This window comes from Sulfurimonas sp. NW7, assembly GCF_051132265.1.
GTDB classification, from domain to species: Bacteria; Campylobacterota; Campylobacteria; order Campylobacterales; family Sulfurimonadaceae; genus Sulfurimonas; species Sulfurimonas hydrogeniphila.
The window spans coordinates 1,636,932-1,653,868 of sequence record NZ_CP093235.1 but is presented as its reverse complement, the minus strand read 5'-3'; the positions used below and the strand labels follow the sequence as shown (position 1 = coordinate 1,653,868).

Annotated in this window: 19 protein-coding genes; 17 read left to right on the top strand and 2 right to left on the bottom strand. The window is 37.3% G+C overall.

Going from position 1 to position 16,937, the window contains the following annotated elements:
- Positions 1-20: 20 nt before the first annotated feature.
- Together purL and MLC35_RS08645 are read left to right on the top strand one after the other, a co-directional pair.
- Positions 21-2,237 (top strand): phosphoribosylformylglycinamidine synthase subunit PurL, encoded by a 2,217-nt coding sequence (purL, locus tag MLC35_RS08650; RefSeq protein WP_418640554.1) that lies wholly within the window; start codon positions 21-23, stop codon positions 2,235-2,237.
- Between the two features lie 76 nt (positions 2,238-2,313).
- Positions 2,314-2,901, top strand: a complete 588-nt coding sequence (locus MLC35_RS08645; protein ID WP_151899850.1) for a DUF302 domain-containing protein — start codon at positions 2,314-2,316, stop codon at positions 2,899-2,901.
- Here the strand turns inward: MLC35_RS08645 and MLC35_RS08640 are convergent.
- Positions 2,898-3,875: a 6-phosphofructokinase gene (locus MLC35_RS08640; RefSeq protein WP_434580120.1), complete on the bottom strand. Its 978-nt coding sequence runs from the start codon at positions 3,873-3,875 to the stop codon at positions 2,898-2,900. The two genes, MLC35_RS08645 and MLC35_RS08640, sit on opposite strands and share 4 nt — an antisense overlap.
- 90 nt (positions 3,876-3,965) lie before the next feature.
- Here MLC35_RS08640 and purH point away from each other — a divergent pair, with 90 nt between their 5' ends.
- From purH to MLC35_RS08625, 3 genes are all read left to right on the top strand, one after another.
- Entirely contained in the window at positions 3,966-5,504 is a 1,539-nt protein-coding gene (gene purH / locus MLC35_RS08635) for a bifunctional phosphoribosylaminoimidazolecarboxamide formyltransferase/IMP cyclohydrolase (protein WP_434636596.1), read from the top strand.
- 104 nt (positions 5,505-5,608) lie between these two features.
- A complete protein-coding gene (locus MLC35_RS08630; protein ID WP_434580117.1) occupies positions 5,609-6,505 on the top strand; it encodes a DnaJ C-terminal domain-containing protein in 897 nt (298 codons plus the stop codon).
- Between the two features lie 15 nt (positions 6,506-6,520).
- The gene (locus MLC35_RS08625) at positions 6,521-6,895 is read left to right on the top strand and encodes a heat shock protein transcriptional repressor HspR (RefSeq protein ID WP_151899854.1); all 375 of its coding nucleotides are present in this window, start codon (positions 6,521-6,523) and stop codon (positions 6,893-6,895) included.
- A 5-nt stretch (positions 6,896-6,900) separates the two neighbouring features.
- Here MLC35_RS08625 and murA read toward each other — a convergent pair whose 3' ends face one another.
- Positions 6,901-8,163 carry a UDP-N-acetylglucosamine 1-carboxyvinyltransferase gene (murA, locus tag MLC35_RS08620; protein ID WP_151899855.1) on the bottom strand — a complete coding sequence of 421 codons (1,263 nt, stop codon included), beginning with the start codon at positions 8,161-8,163 and terminating at the stop codon, positions 6,901-6,903.
- Positions 8,164-8,403: 240 nt separating this feature from the next.
- On the opposite strand from murA, the gene MLC35_RS08615 reads away from it, so the two are divergent.
- The 12 genes from MLC35_RS08615 (at position 8,404) to MLC35_RS08560 (ending at position 16,916) form a co-directional block, all read left to right on the top strand.
- Entirely contained in the window at positions 8,404-8,835 is a 432-nt protein-coding gene (locus tag MLC35_RS08615; RefSeq protein WP_151899856.1) for a hypothetical protein, read from the top strand.
- The gene (locus tag MLC35_RS08610) at positions 8,828-9,388 is read left to right on the top strand and encodes a hypothetical protein (protein ID WP_434636594.1); all 561 of its coding nucleotides are present in this window, start codon (positions 8,828-8,830) and stop codon (positions 9,386-9,388) included. Before MLC35_RS08615 ends, MLC35_RS08610 begins: the two co-directional genes overlap by 8 nt.
- The gene (locus MLC35_RS08605) at positions 9,382-10,083 is read left to right on the top strand and encodes an exonuclease domain-containing protein (RefSeq protein ID WP_434636592.1); all 702 of its coding nucleotides are present in this window, start codon (positions 9,382-9,384) and stop codon (positions 10,081-10,083) included. Before MLC35_RS08610 ends, MLC35_RS08605 begins: the two co-directional genes overlap by 7 nt.
- Positions 10,084-10,087: 4 nt before the next feature.
- Positions 10,088-10,462 (top strand): hypothetical protein, encoded by a 375-nt coding sequence (locus tag MLC35_RS08600; protein ID WP_418640550.1) that lies wholly within the window; start codon positions 10,088-10,090, stop codon positions 10,460-10,462.
- The gene (gene rsmD / locus MLC35_RS08595) at positions 10,452-11,051 is read left to right on the top strand and encodes a 16S rRNA (guanine(966)-N(2))-methyltransferase RsmD (protein WP_151899860.1); all 600 of its coding nucleotides are present in this window, start codon (positions 10,452-10,454) and stop codon (positions 11,049-11,051) included. Before MLC35_RS08600 ends, rsmD begins: the two co-directional genes overlap by 11 nt.
- Positions 11,052-11,087: 36 nt before the next feature.
- Positions 11,088-12,134: a flagellar basal body P-ring protein FlgI gene (locus tag MLC35_RS08590; protein ID WP_151899861.1), complete on the top strand. Its 1,047-nt coding sequence runs from the start codon at positions 11,088-11,090 to the stop codon at positions 12,132-12,134.
- A complete protein-coding gene (locus MLC35_RS08585; protein ID WP_434636589.1) occupies positions 12,134-12,442 on the top strand; it encodes a rod-binding protein in 309 nt (102 codons plus the stop codon). Before MLC35_RS08590 ends, MLC35_RS08585 begins: the two co-directional genes overlap by 1 nt.
- Positions 12,443-12,518: 76 nt before the next feature.
- A complete protein-coding gene (locus MLC35_RS08580) occupies positions 12,519-12,725 on the top strand; it encodes a flagellar biosynthesis anti-sigma factor FlgM (RefSeq protein ID WP_151899863.1) in 207 nt (68 codons plus the stop codon).
- A gap of 23 nt (positions 12,726-12,748) precedes the next feature.
- On the top strand, positions 12,749-13,177 hold the full coding sequence (locus MLC35_RS08575) for a hypothetical protein (RefSeq protein ID WP_346389917.1): 429 nt from the start codon (positions 12,749-12,751) through the stop codon (positions 13,175-13,177).
- A 1-nt stretch (position 13,178) separates the two neighbouring features.
- Complete coding sequence (flgK, locus tag MLC35_RS08570; protein WP_434636587.1) at positions 13,179-15,059, top strand: flagellar hook-associated protein FlgK; 1,881 nt, start codon at positions 13,179-13,181, stop codon at positions 15,057-15,059.
- Between the two features lie 4 nt (positions 15,060-15,063).
- Positions 15,064-15,861, top strand: coding sequence for an ABC transporter permease (locus MLC35_RS08565; protein ID WP_418640547.1), 798 nt, complete (start codon positions 15,064-15,066; stop codon positions 15,859-15,861).
- A gap of 11 nt (positions 15,862-15,872) precedes the next feature.
- Complete coding sequence (locus tag MLC35_RS08560) at positions 15,873-16,916, top strand: AI-2E family transporter (RefSeq protein WP_418640546.1); 1,044 nt, start codon at positions 15,873-15,875, stop codon at positions 16,914-16,916.
- Positions 16,917-16,937 lie beyond the last annotated feature (21 nt).

The window sequence follows — 16,937 nt, the reverse complement described above, 5'->3', positions numbered from 1 at the left end:
CCAATTTTTAGGAAACCCCCGTGAGCCAACAATTACAAAACATTGATGAACAGTTAGCCAACCATAAGCTTTCGCAAGAAGACTATATACATATTAAAGAGATCTTAGGACGTGAACCGAATTTGGTTGAATTAGGTATATTTTCAGCCATGTGGAGTGAACACTGTTCGTATAAGTCTTCCAAAGTCCATTTAAAAGGGTTTCCTACAAAAGCACCATGGGTTATTCAGGGACCTGGTGAAAATGCCGGTGTTATTGATATTGGTGATGGATATGCGGCAGTTTTTAAGATGGAGTCACATAATCATCCGAGTTTTATAGAACCCTATCAGGGCGCGGCAACCGGTGTCGGCGGAATTATGCGTGATGTTTTTACAATGGGTGCCCGTCCTGTGGCAAACTTGAATGCACTGCGTTTTGGCAATATTTTGAACAAAGATGATATTTCCAAGCATCAGCGTTATTTGGTGCGCGGTGTCACTGAGGGAATCGGCGGTTACGGCAACTGTATGGGTGTTCCGACCATCGGCGGTGAAACCAGTTTTGATGAGTGTTACAACGGAAATATTCTTGTCAATGCTTTTACTCTGGGAATTGCAAAAAGTGACGAAATATTTTACGGCAAGGCAGAGGGGACAGGAAATCCGGTCCTTTATGTAGGTGCTAAAACAGGTCGTGACGGTCTTGGCGGAGCTGTTATGAGTTCGGACAGTTTTACCGAAGAGAGCAAATCTTTGCGTCCGACGGTTCAGGTAGGGGATCCTTTTACCGAAAAACTGCTTTTGGAAGCATGTCTGGAGCTTTTTAAAACGGATCATGTCATCGGAATCCAGGATATGGGAGCTGCCGGACTTACATCTTCTTCTTTTGAGATGGCGGGACGTTCAGGTTCGGGAATGATTATGCACCTTGACAAGGTTCCTGCGCGCGAAGAAAATATGACTCCTTATGATTTTATGCTCAGTGAATCGCAAGAGCGTATGCTTTTGTGTGCCAAAAAAGGTTCAGAACAGGCTATTATCGATATTTTTGAAAAATGGGATCTGGATGCTGCAGTTATAGGCGAGGTAACAGATACCGGAAAAATGGAGCTTTTTTGGCATGGAGAAAAATGTGCTGAGGTTCCTGTTGACCCTGTTAGTGAAGAAGCTCCGGAACTGAACCGTCCTATGAAAAAACCTGCTTACCTTGATGATATTCACAAAGTAAGTATTGATGATTTTGACAGAGTGTCAAATCAGGAAGCGTTTGAAAAACTGACAAAATCTATGGAAGTAGTTGATAAATCATGGATTTATACACAATATGATTCTATGGTACAGACAAATACTGTTAAAAACGGAGGCATGCTTGATGCTTCCGTCATCCGCGTAAAAGAGAATAAAAAAGCTTTGGCAATGTCAGCTGACTGTAATGTGCGTTATTGTTATATAGATCCGAAAATGGGAGCAGCGGCAGCGGTTGTTGAATCCGGGCGTAATGTTGCTATGAGCGGAGCAAGACCGTTGGCAATTACCGACTGTCTTAATTACGGAAATCCGGAAAACCCTGAAGTTATGTGGCAGTTTGGCCAAGGCTGTTTGGGTATAAAAGAAGCATGTGCAGAGCTGACAACTCCGGTCATTGGCGGAAATGTTTCTCTTTATAATGAAACAAACGGTGTTTCTGTTTTTCCAACGCCTTCTATTGCAACCGTAGGTGTGAATGATGATGAAAACAATGTGTTAATGTCAAGTTTTCAATCTGAGGGAAATGCGCTTTATCTGATAGGCGAAAGCAAATCAGAATTCGGCGGTTCTTTATATATGAAAGAGCTTTACGGCACTGTTGCCGGAGTTATACCTGAAATTGACTACAAGAAAGAGCTTGCTCTTTGGGATTTGGTTATAGAAGCAAACAAAAAGCATTTGCTGGAGTGCGCAAAAGATGCAAGCAGCGGCGGTGTTGCAATAGCATTAGCGAAAATGGCAGCCACAAGCGGACTTGGCTGCGATGTAGATATGAGTGTTGCTGATGATCGGGATATCTTTGCAGAAAGTATGAGTCGAGCCATTATTGAAGTAAAGTCTGAAAACTGTGAAGCTTTTGAAGCGATGCTTGATGAATCAATGTCTGTTGAAAAAATTGGAACAGTCGGCGGAGATACTGTACGAATAAATGATGTAAATATGAGTATAAAAAGCCTCAAAGAGAATTATTTTACTACTTTTAGAAAAATAGTTGAACAAGATTTATAGTAATAGCAAAATCTTATAAAACTTTAATCCGTTTAGGTATATAATAATCACGAAAATATCACAAAGGAAAAGATAAATGAGAAAAAACATAATTACTGCAATAATTGCACTGAGTGTTGCATTTTTTGCAACAGGATGTTCTACAATGCATATGGGCTGGGTGGCAGTTACGAGTCAACACAAACTTGACGACAAAGCTATGGATGCGTATGATGAAATGTTTACAAAAGTTGCAAAATACGGTGACCCTGCACGTGCAATGATGAAAGAGTGGAAGGTTGAAGAAGGTGTGAGCGGTGATGATGTAAAAGAGTCAATAGCTGCACTTACTGAAGAGTATAACATGAGACTTACAGGCTATGTTAAGATGTATACAAAAGAGGATGCAAAACCAAATGAAGTGGCAGAAGCAAGAATCTGGTCTTTGTGTAACCTTACGACTGCAAAAATATTCTTGAATTATTCACGTTATTATGGTGGTTTTATGCCATGTAGAATTATGTATGTTCGTTATGGTAACGGAGACGCTTTCTTAATCAGTATGGATATGACTCTTGCAATTCATGGCGGATACCCGTTACCTCCCAAAATGCTGGAAGCTGCTTTAAAAGTAAAAGACGCAATGGAAGGAATTCCTGCTCGTGCTGCACAAGGTGATTTCTAGTCACCTGTTGCTTCTGGAGAGTTTATAAATTTTATAAGCTCTTCATCTAACTGATAGGGTGTATTCACAACCGCATCAATCTCTTTATACCTGAACCCCTCTTTTGTATAACAAACAATAGTTTCGTTTTTATTATCCAGCAAAGCATCTATCGCATACGTAATAAATTTATATGCCATAAGTCTGTCTTTTACTGTCGGATTTCCTCCGCGCTGCAGGTGACCAAGTACATTTACTCTTGATTCAATGCCGATTTTTTCTTCAAACCATCGTGCTATCTCTTCAGAATCCTCATTTATCCCCTCTGCTACAATAGCAATAAAATATCTTCGTCCGTTTTGTATCTCTTGTTTGAATTTTTGCTCATACGCGTTTAAATTATAGGCTGTTTCAGGAATTAAACAAAGCTCAGAACCGGATGTCAAATGAGATACAAGTGCAAGGTAACCGCATTTGTTTCCCATGGTCTCAATAATGAAAGCCCTTTTGAAAGAAGATGCCGTATCTCTGATGGAGTCTATTGAGAATTTTATCATATTGAGTGCCGTATCTACTCCCAAACAGTAGTCTGTGCCTGAAATATCATTATCAATAGTAGAGGGAATACCGCAAAACTTTATGTTATGCTCTTTGTAAAACTGATGTAAACCACGAAAAGAACCATCTCCCCCAAGCACAATAAGCATTGTTACATGTAATGCATCAAGGTTTTGTTTTGCTATGTTTCTATACTTCTCCTGCATAAATCTTTTGCTTCTGGCACTTCCTATTTTAGTGCCTCCACGGTTAATAATGCCCGAAACATCACAATAACTCGCTTTATGAATATTGTTGTCAATCAGTCCTTCGTATCCGTCATACACGAAGTAGGGCGTTAAATTATTTTGTAAACTGTATTCAACAAATCTTTTCAATGCCGGATTCATGCCGGAGACATCTCCGCCAGAACAGAGTATGGCAATATTTTGCTTCATTATAGCTTCCTTAAATTGTTTTTTTAAGTTTACCATCTTCTAAACTCTATTTGGATAAAATAGCAGTAATATTTTAAATCAAGGCGTCAAATGAAAAAAAGAGCATTAGTAAGTGTAAGTGACAAAAACGGTGTTGTAGATTTTTGTAAATCATTGGTAAAAAATGAGTATGAGATAATTTCTACCGGCGGAACATACAGGTTGTTGAAAGAAAATGGGGTGGATGCTATTGAAATTGATGAGATAACAAAGTTTCCCGAATGTTTTGAAGGGCGTGTGAAAACTTTAAATCCTTTTGTTCACGGTGGGATTTTGCATCGTCGTGACAAACAGTCACATTTGGACCAGGCAAAAGAGCTTGGGGTTGAAGCGATTGATCTGGTATGTGTCAACCTTTATCCGTTTAAGGAAACAATAGAAAAAACGGATGATTTTGATGAAATTATAGAAAATATTGACATCGGCGGTCCGGCAATGGTTCGCTCGGCTGCAAAAAACTTTGATGCTGTTCTAATTGTAACAAATGTACAAGATTATGACATCGTTATTGATGCGATTGAGAATGAAAAAAATACAAAAGAGTTTCGCCGCGGTTTTATGATTAAGGCGTATGAACATACTGCAGCCTATGATTCAATGATTGCAAACTACATGAATGAACGTTTCAACGAAGGTTTCGGCGAAAAACAGTTTATTGTTGGCAATAAAGTAATGAACACTCGTTATGGTGAAAATCCTCATCAAAAAGGTGCCCTCTATGAATTTGACAAACATTTTTCAAATAATTTTAAGACACTCAAAGGCGAAGCAAGTTTTAACAACCTAAATGATTTAAACGGTGCGGTTAAAATTGCAGCTGCCTTTGGGAATGAAAATGCTGTTTGTATCTCAAAACACGGTAATCCCTGTGGTTTTGCAATTAAAGATACATTACTCGAAGCATATACAGAAGCACTCAAATGTGACCCTGTATCTGCTTTTGGCGGTGTGGTTGCCGTTAATGGCACAGTTGACAAAGCATTGGCAGAAAAAATGAATGAAATATTTATTGAAGTGATTATAGCAGGACGTATTACCGAAGAAGCACAGGAAGTATTTGCAGCAAAGAAAAGAATCAAACTTTTTGAGATGGGTGCGGATAACTTAATACTGGCGAATGATAAAAAAGACTTTAAGCACATTGACGGCGGATTTATTTTCCAGGATGCGGACAAGGTGCAGGATGATGAAGTGAAAAATGCAAAACTTATGAGTAAAAATGCAGCAACACCTGAAGAGATGAAAGATCTTGAAATTGCCTATAAGGTAGCATCCCTGACAAAATCAAACTGTGTCGTTTATGTGAAAAATTCCGCAATGGTTGCTGTCGGTATGGGAATGACCAGCCGTGTAGATGCTGCACAGTGTGCGCTTAAAAAAGCAAAAGATATGGGGCTTGACGTAACAGGCGCAGCCCTTGCCAGCGAAGCATTCTTTCCGTTTCGTGACTCTATAGATGCAGCCGCGGCAGCAGGAGTCAAAAATATTATAGAACCAGGAGGCTCTATTCGCGACGAAGAAATAATAGCTGCAGCCGATGAATTTGGTATGAGTCTCTACTTTTCAGATATCCGCCACTTCTTACATTAAATCTATCAAGGTTCCTTTACCTTGATTGACATACACTCAAGTAATATGATATAATTCCACTAATGAGAATCTATGAATAATTAAATAAGTTAGAAGGAATAAATATGAGCAAATCATTATACGAAACATTGGAAGTATCTCCAAATGCAAGTGAATCAGAAATCAAAAAAGCCTACAGAAAGTTAGCCCGCAAATACCATCCGGATGTTAATAAGGATCCGAGTGCGGAAGAAAAATTTAAAGAAATAAATGCAGCCTATGAAGTGCTGAGTGACAAAGAGAAAAAAGCACAGTATGATCAGTACGGTGATGCAATGTTCGGCGGTCAGAATTTCCATGATTTTTCTCAAAGTCAGGGTGGAAATGTAGATCTTGATGAAATACTGCGTCAGATGTTTTCCGGTGGCGGCGGATTTGGAGGCTTTAGCGGTGCAGGAGGCGGAGCATCCGGCTTCAGCAGTTCCGGATTTGGCGGAGGGCAACGCTACCAGGAACCAAACCTTGATATAGAAGCAAATGTAACCATCCCGTTTGCCGTAGCAATCTTAGGAGGATCTCACTCTGTTTCGGTTAACGGCGAGCGTTTTGACATCAAAATTCCTGCCGGTGTAAAAGACGGTGAGAGAATGCGCGTCAAAGGCAAAGGCCATGCACAAAACGGCAGAGTCGGAGACCTCTTTTTGCGCATACATGTAGCACCGAGTCCGGAGTATGAGAGAGAGGGAGATGATTTAGTCAAAACTATTGATGTGCCTTTGTATGCGGCACTTTTTGGTGACAAAATATCTGTACAGACTCTGGAAAAAGAGATTAAACTTAAAATACCGCAAAATACGAAAAACGGACAGCGCTTTCGTGTCAAAGGTATGGGGGCTATGAATCGTAAAACGAAACAAAGAGGTGATTTGTATCTAAAAGCAAATATTGTATTGCCAAAAGTTGAAGATCTGGATCCTGAATTAGTAAAAATTATGAAAGAAAAATTACCAAAGACAGTATAAAAGGAGGGTATTGCTATGCACCATTATGATGAACCGGTCTATTTAATAAGCATTGTTGCAAAAATATTAGATATACACCCTCAAACTCTACGACAGTATGAGAGGGAAAACTTAATAAATCCATCTCGTTCTGACGGACGAATACGACTCTACTCGCAACGGGATATAGATAAAATTAAATTAATTTTGCGATTGACACGTGAACTGGGTGTGAACCTTGCAGGTGTGGATATTATTCTTAATTTGAAAGAAACAATAGATGCAATGGAAAAAGAGATAGCAGAACTTCGTCACGAAGTTGAAGTAGTCAAAAATGCACATTCTGTTGCTCCGGAAAAGTCACTTGTCACGAAAAAAAGTTTATATGAGATGATAGTTTTTAAAGAGTAGAAGATCTACTCTTTGAGTCTTTGTATATTGGCACCGACCTGGTAAAGTTTTTTCTCAAGTGAGTCATATCCTCGATCCAGGTGGTAGATGCGGTGTACATGTGTTTCTCCAGTTGCAACAAGTGCAGCGAGAACCAATGCGCTTGATGCACGTAAATCCGTTGCCATGACATCAGTCCCACACAGGTTACTTTTTCCACTCACTGTTGCAATATGACCGTTTAATGTTATATCTGCACCCATACGCTGTAATTCACTGACATGCATAAATCTGTTTTCAAAAAGTCGTTCTTCTATAATTGAAACACCGTCTGCCTGTGTTGCAAGTGCCAAAAACTGTGCCTGCATGTCTGTTGGAAATGCGGGATATTCCTGTGTGACAATTTTAACAGGTTTGATATGCGCGGCAGGGTGAATTGTAATTGTGGTGTCTGTGAGGGTAAAAGTACTGCCCATCTCTTCGAGTTTGGATAAAACTGCGCCCAAATGTTTCGGTTCAACATTCGTCAATGTGAGTTGCGATTTTGTAATGGCCCCTGCACAAAGGTATGTTCCGGCTTCTATCCTGTCCGGAATGATAGAAAACTCATTGATATTGAGCAGTTGTCCGTCTGTACCGTGTATTTCGAGTATTGCTGTGCCTATGCCGTTGATTTTCACGCCGCTGGCATTGAGTACTTCGCATAATTGGACAACTTCAGGTTCTCTGGCTGCATTTGTAATCGTTGTTGCCCCCTTGGCAAGGGCGGCGGCCATAACAATATTTGCAGTACCTGTAACGGTGACTTTGTCAAAAATTATTTCACATCCGTGCAAGCCATTTGGCGTTCTTGCTTCGATGTATCCTGCTTTAATAGCTATTTTTGCACCCATCTGCTCCAAGGCTTTAAGATGCAGATCAATTGGACGCTGTCCAATTGCACATCCTCCGGGTAAAGAGACTTCACAATGCCCAAAACGTGCTAAAATCGGTCCTAAAACCAAAATAGAAGCACGCATGGTTTTTACTATATCATAGGTAGCTTTTGTTTCGTGTAGATCAAATGTATTGACGATAACACTGTCTTGCGAAAATTCACAGGTTGCACCAAGATTTGACAGGAGTTTTAAAAGCGTTTTTATATCTACAACCTGTGGTAAATTTTTCATATGTACACTGTTTTTGGCCAGTATGCACATAGCAATAAGAGGTAGAGATGCATTCTTTGCACCTGAGATATTTATAGTACCTTCGAGTGAAGCACTGTTTTTTATTTTTAAATAATCCATAGGTCTCTTTGTATTTTCATAAATTTTATAATTGGCATTATATCTAAGGGCACCTCTAAAAACCCTGATATATCTCAACATTATAGCAAAAGTGCTAATGCAAGGCAAAACTATGCAGGAGCTACGAGTAGCTTCTCTTTTTGGTTTTGAGGTATATCAGGGTTTTTAGAGATGCCCTGATTAATATGATTATATAAACAGTTTATTTTTGATATACTTAATTTTTTAAAGGATTTACACATGAGTTCCGCATTAGACAGATTGAAACATTTAACAAATAAAATTTCCAGTTATGAGACGGCGAGAAAGCAAAATTTAAAAATATTACAAAAGCTGTTTGGGGAGTTGGATATAGACAAAAAAGTAGCAAAATTTGAAGATTTATTTCATTTTAAAGCTGTGAACCTTTCGGGTGTATCGCTAAATGAGGAGGATCTTGGTACAATTAAAAAAGGAAAATATTTACAGATTTTAGCAATTCATTATGACAAAAACGCAATACAAAAAAGTAAAAATATCTCTTTGGCCTATTTTGGAAGAGTTGAGAATGTTGCCACTGAATTAAAAGAGAAGGTAGTGGAATTTGTCATTCGCTACAGGTTTGAAAAAAGTTTTATGACACTTGAACATTATCATGATATGCTAAATAGATTCGGGCAGGAGAATGAGTAGATTTTATTTTTTTATATGGTTGCAGTGGGCGGTAAAACTGACATTGTATACAGCGTTGCTGACTTTTTTTATTGCTGCTTTTATAACACTGGTAATATATATAAGCCAGGGAACAGGTACATTAGACAATGAAATAACAAGGGCACTTTTGACTATATTTAAATTCTGGTTTATGGTGGCATGGAATTTTGCGCTTTTGATTGTTTTATTTAGAAGTCTGAAATATATTTTTAATAAATGCATAAAAGGGTATGTGTTTGTCCTGTTAGGTTGTCCCAAAGAAGAGACGAATGAAGAAACAGGAGAGATTATAGATGAGATTGGATATGGTGATTTGTTGAAAGTATGGCGAAAATGGTTTATGCTGATGATATGGACAGTTGCAGGAGAAATGATTGTGGCAGTGATTGTTATGAAGCTTTTTAGCTCATATGAGAGCGTGTTTACATGGTTTAATATGTATGTGCTGCATATATTTATACTAATTGCCGGTTTTTTTTCTTTCATTGTACTCAGTGTAAAATGTAAAAAAGTTCAGGTAAAAAAATGTTGATTTTTACAGATGTGCAGACTACAGGGATTGAAGCAGGCGATGTTGTGTGCTCCGTTGCATTATTAAAAGATGAAAAGGTATTTTACGAACTTATAAACGAAGGAAAAAAGATACCGCCGTCAGCTTCAAGTATTCATCATGTTACAAATGAAATGATCAAAGATAAAAAGCTTTTTAAAATGACGCAAGTATATGAAATATTACAAAAAAACAATACTTTTGAAAATACTTTAATTGCACATAATGTACAATTCGTTTTGGAAAAATTTGCTGTTTCGGGTCTGCAATGGCAAGGAACTGTAATAGATACATTAAAAGTCACAAAACATCTTATCAAAGAGTGCGAACAGTTTTCATTGCAGTTTTTACGCTATGAACTCAAGCTGTACAGACAAGAGAATGCGCTTAAACAGCAGTATGGAATTAAAGATGCTTTATGCTCCAATAATGCACTCAATGATGTATTTGTAACAAAATTATTGTTTGAATATCTGCTTGAGTATGCAACAGTAGAAAAGATGAAAGAATTAAGTTTTCAAAAAGTGCTTTTAGAAAAATTTCCCTTTGGAAAATATATGGGAAAATATATAGAAGAGATAGTCCAACATGATATTAATTATGTGAACTGGATGTTGTGTCTGGAAGATTTGGATGAAGATTTAAAGTACTCGCTTGAGTATTATTTGAGAGGATAGTTTTATGAAAGTAGCTGTTGAATGCCAGTCTCCGCTTTTGCAAAAGTCATTAGAACTTTTTTTGGCAAAGTATTTAAGTTCATCAAAAAAAAGTGACATAATCATTCGTGATGAAGAGTGCTTGAATGAGAGCCGATGTTTTTATATTTCAACGAAAGAAGGAGCAGACTTGTTGAAACCTTTTTCAAAGTCACAGCTTATTTTGGCCTTGGAAAAAAAATATAATGAACTCTATCCTGAGAGTACAAATACTCAGCCTGAAGATCAGAACACAAGTGAGAGAATGAACTTTGAAGTATTGGAAAAAAGAATTGAGTTGTTAACAAAAGAGTATCAGGAAAATATTCTAAGAGCGGTGAAAGCATTTTATGAAAAGTAAACAACTGAGCAAGAAGATTATTGCAGGAAAATATAAGGGAAAAAAACTTTTGCTCCCGTCAAAAGTCACTACACGAAGTTCCAAGTCTATAGTTTTGGAATCTTTTTTTAATACTTTACAGTTTGATATAGTTGATGCAAACTTTGTTGAAGTTTTTTCAGGGAGCGGATCAATAGGTCTTGAAGCACTCAGCCGTGGTGCAAAAAAAATATACTTTATGGAAAAAGACAAAGAAGCATTAAAAACACTTCAAAAAAATATTTCTCAGACAGACCCGTCGGCCTGTGAAGTCTTTGCCGGAGACAGTTTTGAAAATATTGAGTTAGTTCTCTCTAGACTGAAAAAATCGAATGAAGATGCATTCTTCTACATTGACCCTCCGTTCAGCATCCGTGAGGGTATGGAAGAGATTTATGAAAAAACTATGAAACTTATAGAAAAACTGCCTGCCTTACATGTAAAGATGATTATTGTAGAACATATGAGCGGTCTGAAGATTCCTGAATTCTTAGGCATATACAAGGTGAAAAAATCAAAAAAATTTGGGAATACTACGTTAACATATCTTACAAACAATAATATGGAATAAAATTTGCTGGTTTATCTTTACATGTAAGGATTGCTAATGAAATTTATTTTACTGTTTATACTTTTTTTCTCTACTCTTTATGCTACAAAGATATCGGATGTGTCAAATATTGTAGGAGTAAGAGACAATCAGGTTATAGGCTATTCCCTTGTTGTCGGATTGAAAAAAACCGGAGACGGGACTACCTCAAGGTTTACTCTTCAGTCTATCTCCAATATGCTTCGTGCAATGAATATAAACATGGATCCAATTGACATCATGTCGAAAAATGTTGCTGCTGTTGTGGTAACTGCTACTATGAAACCTTTTGCCAGACAGGGTGATAAAATGGATGTGACCGTTTCTTCTATAGGAGACTCAAAATCTTTAGAAGGGGGAACACTTCTGATGACACCTTTAAAAGGGGTTGACGGAAAAATTTATGCTTTGGCACAAGGAGCCATCAGTATAGGCGGACTGAACACAAGAGGTGCAGGAAATGCGTCACACCCTACTACAGGAATTGTTTTTAACGGAGGGATAATTGAAAGAGAAATCAATATTGATCTGTTTCATCAAAAATATGCAACATTATCTCTTAAAGAATCAGGATTCAGGAATGCTGTTGGAATTCAAAAGGCAATTAATGATTATTATCATACACAGTTAGCAATAGCTATGGACTCAAGAAGTATAAAACTGAAATGTCCACAAAATCGTTCTATGATAGAGTTTTTGGCTGAGGTTCAAGAGATCGACATGGATTATCATCCAAAAGATAAAATCATAATAAATGAAAGAACAGGAACAATTGTTGCTGGAGTAAATATAGAACTCAAACCGGTAGTTTTAACACACGGAGATATTACGATAAAGATTGTTGAACAGAAAAAGATTTCAAAGCCTGCAGGTTCAATGAGTGTTGATAATAATCTGGTTATCGGTTTAAACGAGAATGAAGTCTATACCAAAGAGGGAACAACAACAGTGGCAAACCTTGTAAGATCTTTGCAAAAACTCGGAGCTTCACCAAAAGATATTATATCTATACTTGAAGCGATGAAAAGTGCAGGGAGTATATCTGCAGAACTAAAGGTGATATGATGAATTACTCAATGAATGCTGTCAATGCCCAGGCACAAATGGCTACAGCGAATAAAGCAATACCCAGGATTGACGAAAAGGCGCAGGATAAGGCTCTGAGAGAACAGACAGATGCTTTTGAAGCCGTTATAGTAAAAATGCTGATGGATAATGCGATGAAAGATGATAAGAATCTTTTTTCATCACAAAATGATCCGGGAGATAAAATATATAAATCAATGTACAGAGATGAGCTTTCTAAAGCAAGTGCCGGAAGTTTCGGATTTTCGCAAATGCTTTATGATTATTTATCTCAAAAGAATTCATAAAATCAACTTAATAAGTTCTGGTTATTGCCGATATAACAATAGCAATAAAACAAACTTATTATATAAAGGATGAATTATGATTTCAAAAGTAAATAATTCAGTGTTGGGGAGTGCCTATGTGAACAATACACTTTCAAACACACAAAAAAAAGAGAATACTTCAGTAACTGCTGTGGAAAACAAGAGCAGTAAAGTCGAACAACTCAAAGAGTCTATAGACTCAGGACAATACAAAGTAGATTTGTCTGCATTGTCTAAAAAAATGGCAGATGAGTTACTTTAGAAATAAACGAACAGGAGAATGGCATGTTGAGTCATCATTTGCAGAGTGCTTTACAGGATTTAAAAGATTTAATTTCAATAACAAAATCAGATATCAAAGATATTCAAAAAGCGCAACATGACCATCAGTTTGAAAGACTCTCCATAAAAGAAGAAAAACTAAAAAGCTTTGAAGCAAAAAAAGCAATGATAGATTACGAAATTTCTGCGTTAATTACATCCCATCCGGATGTTGAACTTCCCCAATTATTAGATGAAACACAGCATCAACTATTGGATGAATTAAAACAAAGCTTATCAGAACTCAGAACAGTGAATAAACAGTATGCAAAGTTAGTAGTTGTCGTGAGTAATTTATACAATACATTCCTGGAAAGATTAGTACCCACTGAAATGCAGGGGTACAACAAGGTTGCATCCAAAGACTCTACAATATTGGAAGTAAGGGTTTAAAATGGCTTCAATTTTTAATACACTCAGCATCGGATACAGCGGATTAAGCGCAGCACAAGTCGGAATAAATACAACAGGAAACAATATAGCAAATGCGGAAAATGAAGGATATACCCGTCAAAGAGTGATCACTTCAGCTGCAAATCCTTTGATTACGAGTGCAGGAAATGTTGGAAATGGCGTTGAAATCCAGGATATCAAAAGAGTATTTGACAATTTTGTGTTTGACAGATACAGCAGTGTTTCTGCAGATAAAGAATACAGTGATTTTGAAAGACAAACACTTGAAGAACTCTCAACATATTTTCCTGAAATAGATGGTGTCGGAATTAAAGCGGACCTGGCCGAATACTATAATATGTGGCAGACTTTTGCTGATAATCCAAATAATGATTCCATAAAAGTTGCATTGGCAAAACAGACCGAAACACTGACACAGCATATAACCCAAACACAAAACCAGGTTTTAAATTTACAAATGCAGGTAAATGACCAGCTTGATGTTAATATTACTGAGGTAAACAGTCTGGCTCAGCAGTTGGCAGATCTTAACAAGTCCATTGATGTTGCTGAAGCGGGTGGAGGATACACTGCAAATGATTTACGGGATAAAAGAAATGTTATAGAAAGAAGTTTATCCAGATTGATAGGCGCTGAAGTAAATCAAGGACAGTTGGAATCAAATATTCAGATAGATTCCAATTCAAATACAAGAACCGGAAGTTATACACTTAGTGTTAACGGTTTTAATCTTGTTGACGGCAGTACATATCATCCGCTCACTATTGAAAAAGGGAATAATCCGTATGGATTTTATGAACTCTCCTATGAACGACAGGACGGTACACTTATTCCTATGGAAGAAGAGATAACCAATGGAAAGATAGGAGCAATTTTCAATCTGAGAGGTCGGGCTGTTGATACAACAAGTGGTATGCCGACAGATGGTGTATTGCAAAATGTTGTTTCAGATCTTGATGCTTTTGCCAAGGGCCTCATAGAATCAACAAACAACCTGTATGCAAAAAGTGCCAGATCCCGAATGGAGTCAAATAACATTAATATTAATCCGGCAACTCCTTTGGTAACTTCCTCTTTAAATATTAATCCCGGTTCTTTTGATGTGACAGTGTATGATATAGATGGCAATGAGGTGGCAAAAAGGACGATAAACATTGATGCTGCAACTTCTATGTCAGGTATCAGTGGTTCCAACTCAATTGAGGGGCAAATCATCGCAAATAAAGATGACAACAGTGATGCAAATGCCAATAATGATGTTGATGATTATATGATCTTTAATTATGCACCAAATGCGAATGGTGATAGAAAACTTGAACTCAGCATGAATACAGCTGCCAATTCGCAAGGCTATACATTTGCCGTTGTTGACAACTTACCTGATAATACATTTGCATCAGGAACAAATTTTGCAGGTGCTATAGGGCTTGGTTCCTTTTTTGAGGGAACTAATGCAAGAGATATTCGTCTCAATACACAATACAGGAATAATCCGACACAATTACATGCTGGCTATTCATCCAATGCAGGTGATAACAGAGTCGCTCTTGATATGGTTCAGCAACAGTTTGAATCCTATAAATTTCAGGTAGGAAATGAGCAGTATGATACGACAACATACGGGATGTTTGATATTACCAGTACCTATGTAGGCATCTCAACAAATTCAGCCATAACAAGGAATGAAACTGTTTCTACGCAATTTAATGCGACAGAGATGGAATATAATTCTATTACAAAAGTAAGTATTGATGAAGAGATGACAAATCTCATCAAGTATCAGACTTCTTATGGTGCTGCCGCAAAAGTGATTACTACTGTTGATCAAATGATGCAGACACTTTTAGGCATTAAACAATAGCTTTATGCCTAAATTCAGTATATTTATACTCATCTTTATTTTCCTGTTTTCGTTTTTCGGATCACAACTATACCATGCCAGCCCCTATGCTTTAGATGCAAAAGCAATTTTGTTGGCGCCTTCCTTGATGCACCCTTTAGGCACGGACAGGCTGGGAAGGGATATATTGGCTCGCCTTATTGCCGGAGGAGAAGTTTCTCTTGTTATTGGGGCAGGGAGTGCTTTTGTCGCTTCTTTTATTGGACTGATTCTGGGTTCGATGGCCGGATATTTCAAAGGAAGCGTGGACAGGATCTTTGTCATTACAGTCGATCTTTTTTTGACATTTCCGACATTTTTTTTACTGCTTGCATTGGTCAGTTATGTCAATGCCTCTGCTTTGGTTCTGATTGTTATTATATCAATTACAGGGTGGATGACAACCGCCAGGCTGATACGCTCTGAGAGTTTTAAGATTACTTCCCAGCCTTATATTAAAATACTCAAGATTGCAAAGGTAAATACATTAAAAATACTTTTAAAATATTATGCCCCTGTTTTGGCTCCGATCTATTTTGTAAGTTTTACTTTCGGCGTGGGCGGTGCTATTTTGGCAGAGTCAGGATTGAGTTTTTTAGGATTGGGAATTGTCGCACCTCAGATGAGCTGGGGGACAATTTTAAGTGGAGGAAAAGATGTTATTGACATTGCCTGGTGGGTGAGTTTTTTTCCAGGTTTAATGATTTTTTTAGTCACTTTTTCACTTATTAATATTTCAAACTATTTACAGCAGATTACAAATCAGCAAGAGATTCAAAGCTAAAGGAAAAACGTATGAAAGAGCATAAAATAGGCTATTATTTTATCGTTATGGCAAGTGTTGTGATTGTCCTGGCAGGCATAAAAAGTGCATCAGTCATTATCATTCCGTTTTTACTCTCTTTGTTTATTGCAATTATCCTCTCTCCTTTGTATAATTATTTTAAGTCAAAGTCGATACCGGATATTGTGTCTGTTACTTTGGTAATAACAGTCTTTATTCTGTTTTTGGCGCTGATTGCAAAACTTGTGGGTAATTCAGTGCATGATTTTAGTGCCAATATTGATACATATGCACAAAAACTTGCGCAATATTATCAGCTTATTTCACACTATACCGCTTCTTTCGGTATAGAAATTTCAACTGAGGATATAGCAAACCTGATAAATATGAAACAGGCGATGAAATTCGCAACAAGTATTATTCAAAGTATGGGTGCTATGTTTACAAATGGTTTTATCATTATTTTAACAGTGATATTTATGCTGCTTGAATCACAATATTTTGTAAAAAAAGTGGAACTGGCTGACGGACATCAAGAGACAATGGCTCATATAGAAAGAATTTTTTCTAAAATAAAAAACTATATGGTACTCAAAGCACTCATTTCATTGTTTACCGGTGCCATCATATGGATGAGTCTCTATTTTTTAGGTACAGATTATGCCTTTTTATGGGGAGTATTGGCTTTTATGTTAAACTTTATCCCAAATATAGGTTCAATAATTGCAGCCATTCCTGCTGTTTTAATTACTTTAGTGCAGCTGGGAGGCATGAGCGCTTTGGCAGTCATGGTGTTATACACTGTGATAAATATAGTCATAGGCTCTATTCTTGAACCTAAAATTATGGGAAAAGGTTTAGGACTGTCCACCCTGATAGTTTTTCTTTCACTCATGTTCTGGGGATGGCTTTTGGGCATAGTAGGCATGCTTTTGTCAATTCCTTTAACAATAATGGCAAAGATTATTTTTGATGCCAATCAAAATACACAATGGATAGGCGTCCTGCTTGGAACAGGTGACAATATTGCATTGAATGAAGAAACTAATAAGTAAAATACAAGAGCAATATAGCTA

Bases quoted from the DNA above. Each gene is read 5' to 3' on its own strand.
- MLC35_RS08645 (WP_151899850.1), top strand. From the start codon at position 2,314: ATGAGAAAAAACATAATTACTGCAATAATTGCACTGAGTGTTGCATTT.
- MLC35_RS08640 (WP_434580120.1), bottom strand. From the start codon at position 3,875: ATGAAGCAAAATATTGCCATACTCTGTTCTGGCGGAGATGTCTCCGGC.
- purH (WP_434636596.1), top strand. From the start codon at position 3,966: ATGAAAAAAAGAGCATTAGTAAGTGTAAGTGACAAAAACGGTGTTGTA.
- MLC35_RS08630 (WP_434580117.1), top strand. From the start codon at position 5,609: ATGAGCAAATCATTATACGAAACATTGGAAGTATCTCCAAATGCAAGT.
- MLC35_RS08625 (WP_151899854.1), top strand. From the start codon at position 6,521: ATGCACCATTATGATGAACCGGTCTATTTAATAAGCATTGTTGCAAAA.
- murA (WP_151899855.1), bottom strand. From the start codon at position 8,163: ATGGATTATTTAAAAATAAAAAACAGTGCTTCACTCGAAGGTACTATA.
- MLC35_RS08615 (WP_151899856.1), top strand. From the start codon at position 8,404: ATGAGTTCCGCATTAGACAGATTGAAACATTTAACAAATAAAATTTCC.
- MLC35_RS08610 (WP_434636594.1), top strand. From the start codon at position 8,828: ATGAGTAGATTTTATTTTTTTATATGGTTGCAGTGGGCGGTAAAACTG.
- MLC35_RS08605 (WP_434636592.1), top strand. From the start codon at position 9,382: ATGTTGATTTTTACAGATGTGCAGACTACAGGGATTGAAGCAGGCGAT.
- MLC35_RS08600 (WP_418640550.1), top strand. From the start codon at position 10,088: ATGAAAGTAGCTGTTGAATGCCAGTCTCCGCTTTTGCAAAAGTCATTA.
- rsmD (WP_151899860.1), top strand. From the start codon at position 10,452: ATGAAAAGTAAACAACTGAGCAAGAAGATTATTGCAGGAAAATATAAG.
- MLC35_RS08590 (WP_151899861.1), top strand. From the start codon at position 11,088: ATGAAATTTATTTTACTGTTTATACTTTTTTTCTCTACTCTTTATGCT.
- MLC35_RS08585 (WP_434636589.1), top strand. From the start codon at position 12,134: ATGAATTACTCAATGAATGCTGTCAATGCCCAGGCACAAATGGCTACA.
- MLC35_RS08580 (WP_151899863.1), top strand. From the start codon at position 12,519: ATGATTTCAAAAGTAAATAATTCAGTGTTGGGGAGTGCCTATGTGAAC.
- MLC35_RS08575 (WP_346389917.1), top strand. From the start codon at position 12,749: ATGTTGAGTCATCATTTGCAGAGTGCTTTACAGGATTTAAAAGATTTA.
- flgK (WP_434636587.1), top strand. From the start codon at position 13,179: ATGGCTTCAATTTTTAATACACTCAGCATCGGATACAGCGGATTAAGC.
- MLC35_RS08565 (WP_418640547.1), top strand. From the start codon at position 15,064: ATGCCTAAATTCAGTATATTTATACTCATCTTTATTTTCCTGTTTTCG.
- MLC35_RS08560 (WP_418640546.1), top strand. From the start codon at position 15,873: ATGAAAGAGCATAAAATAGGCTATTATTTTATCGTTATGGCAAGTGTT.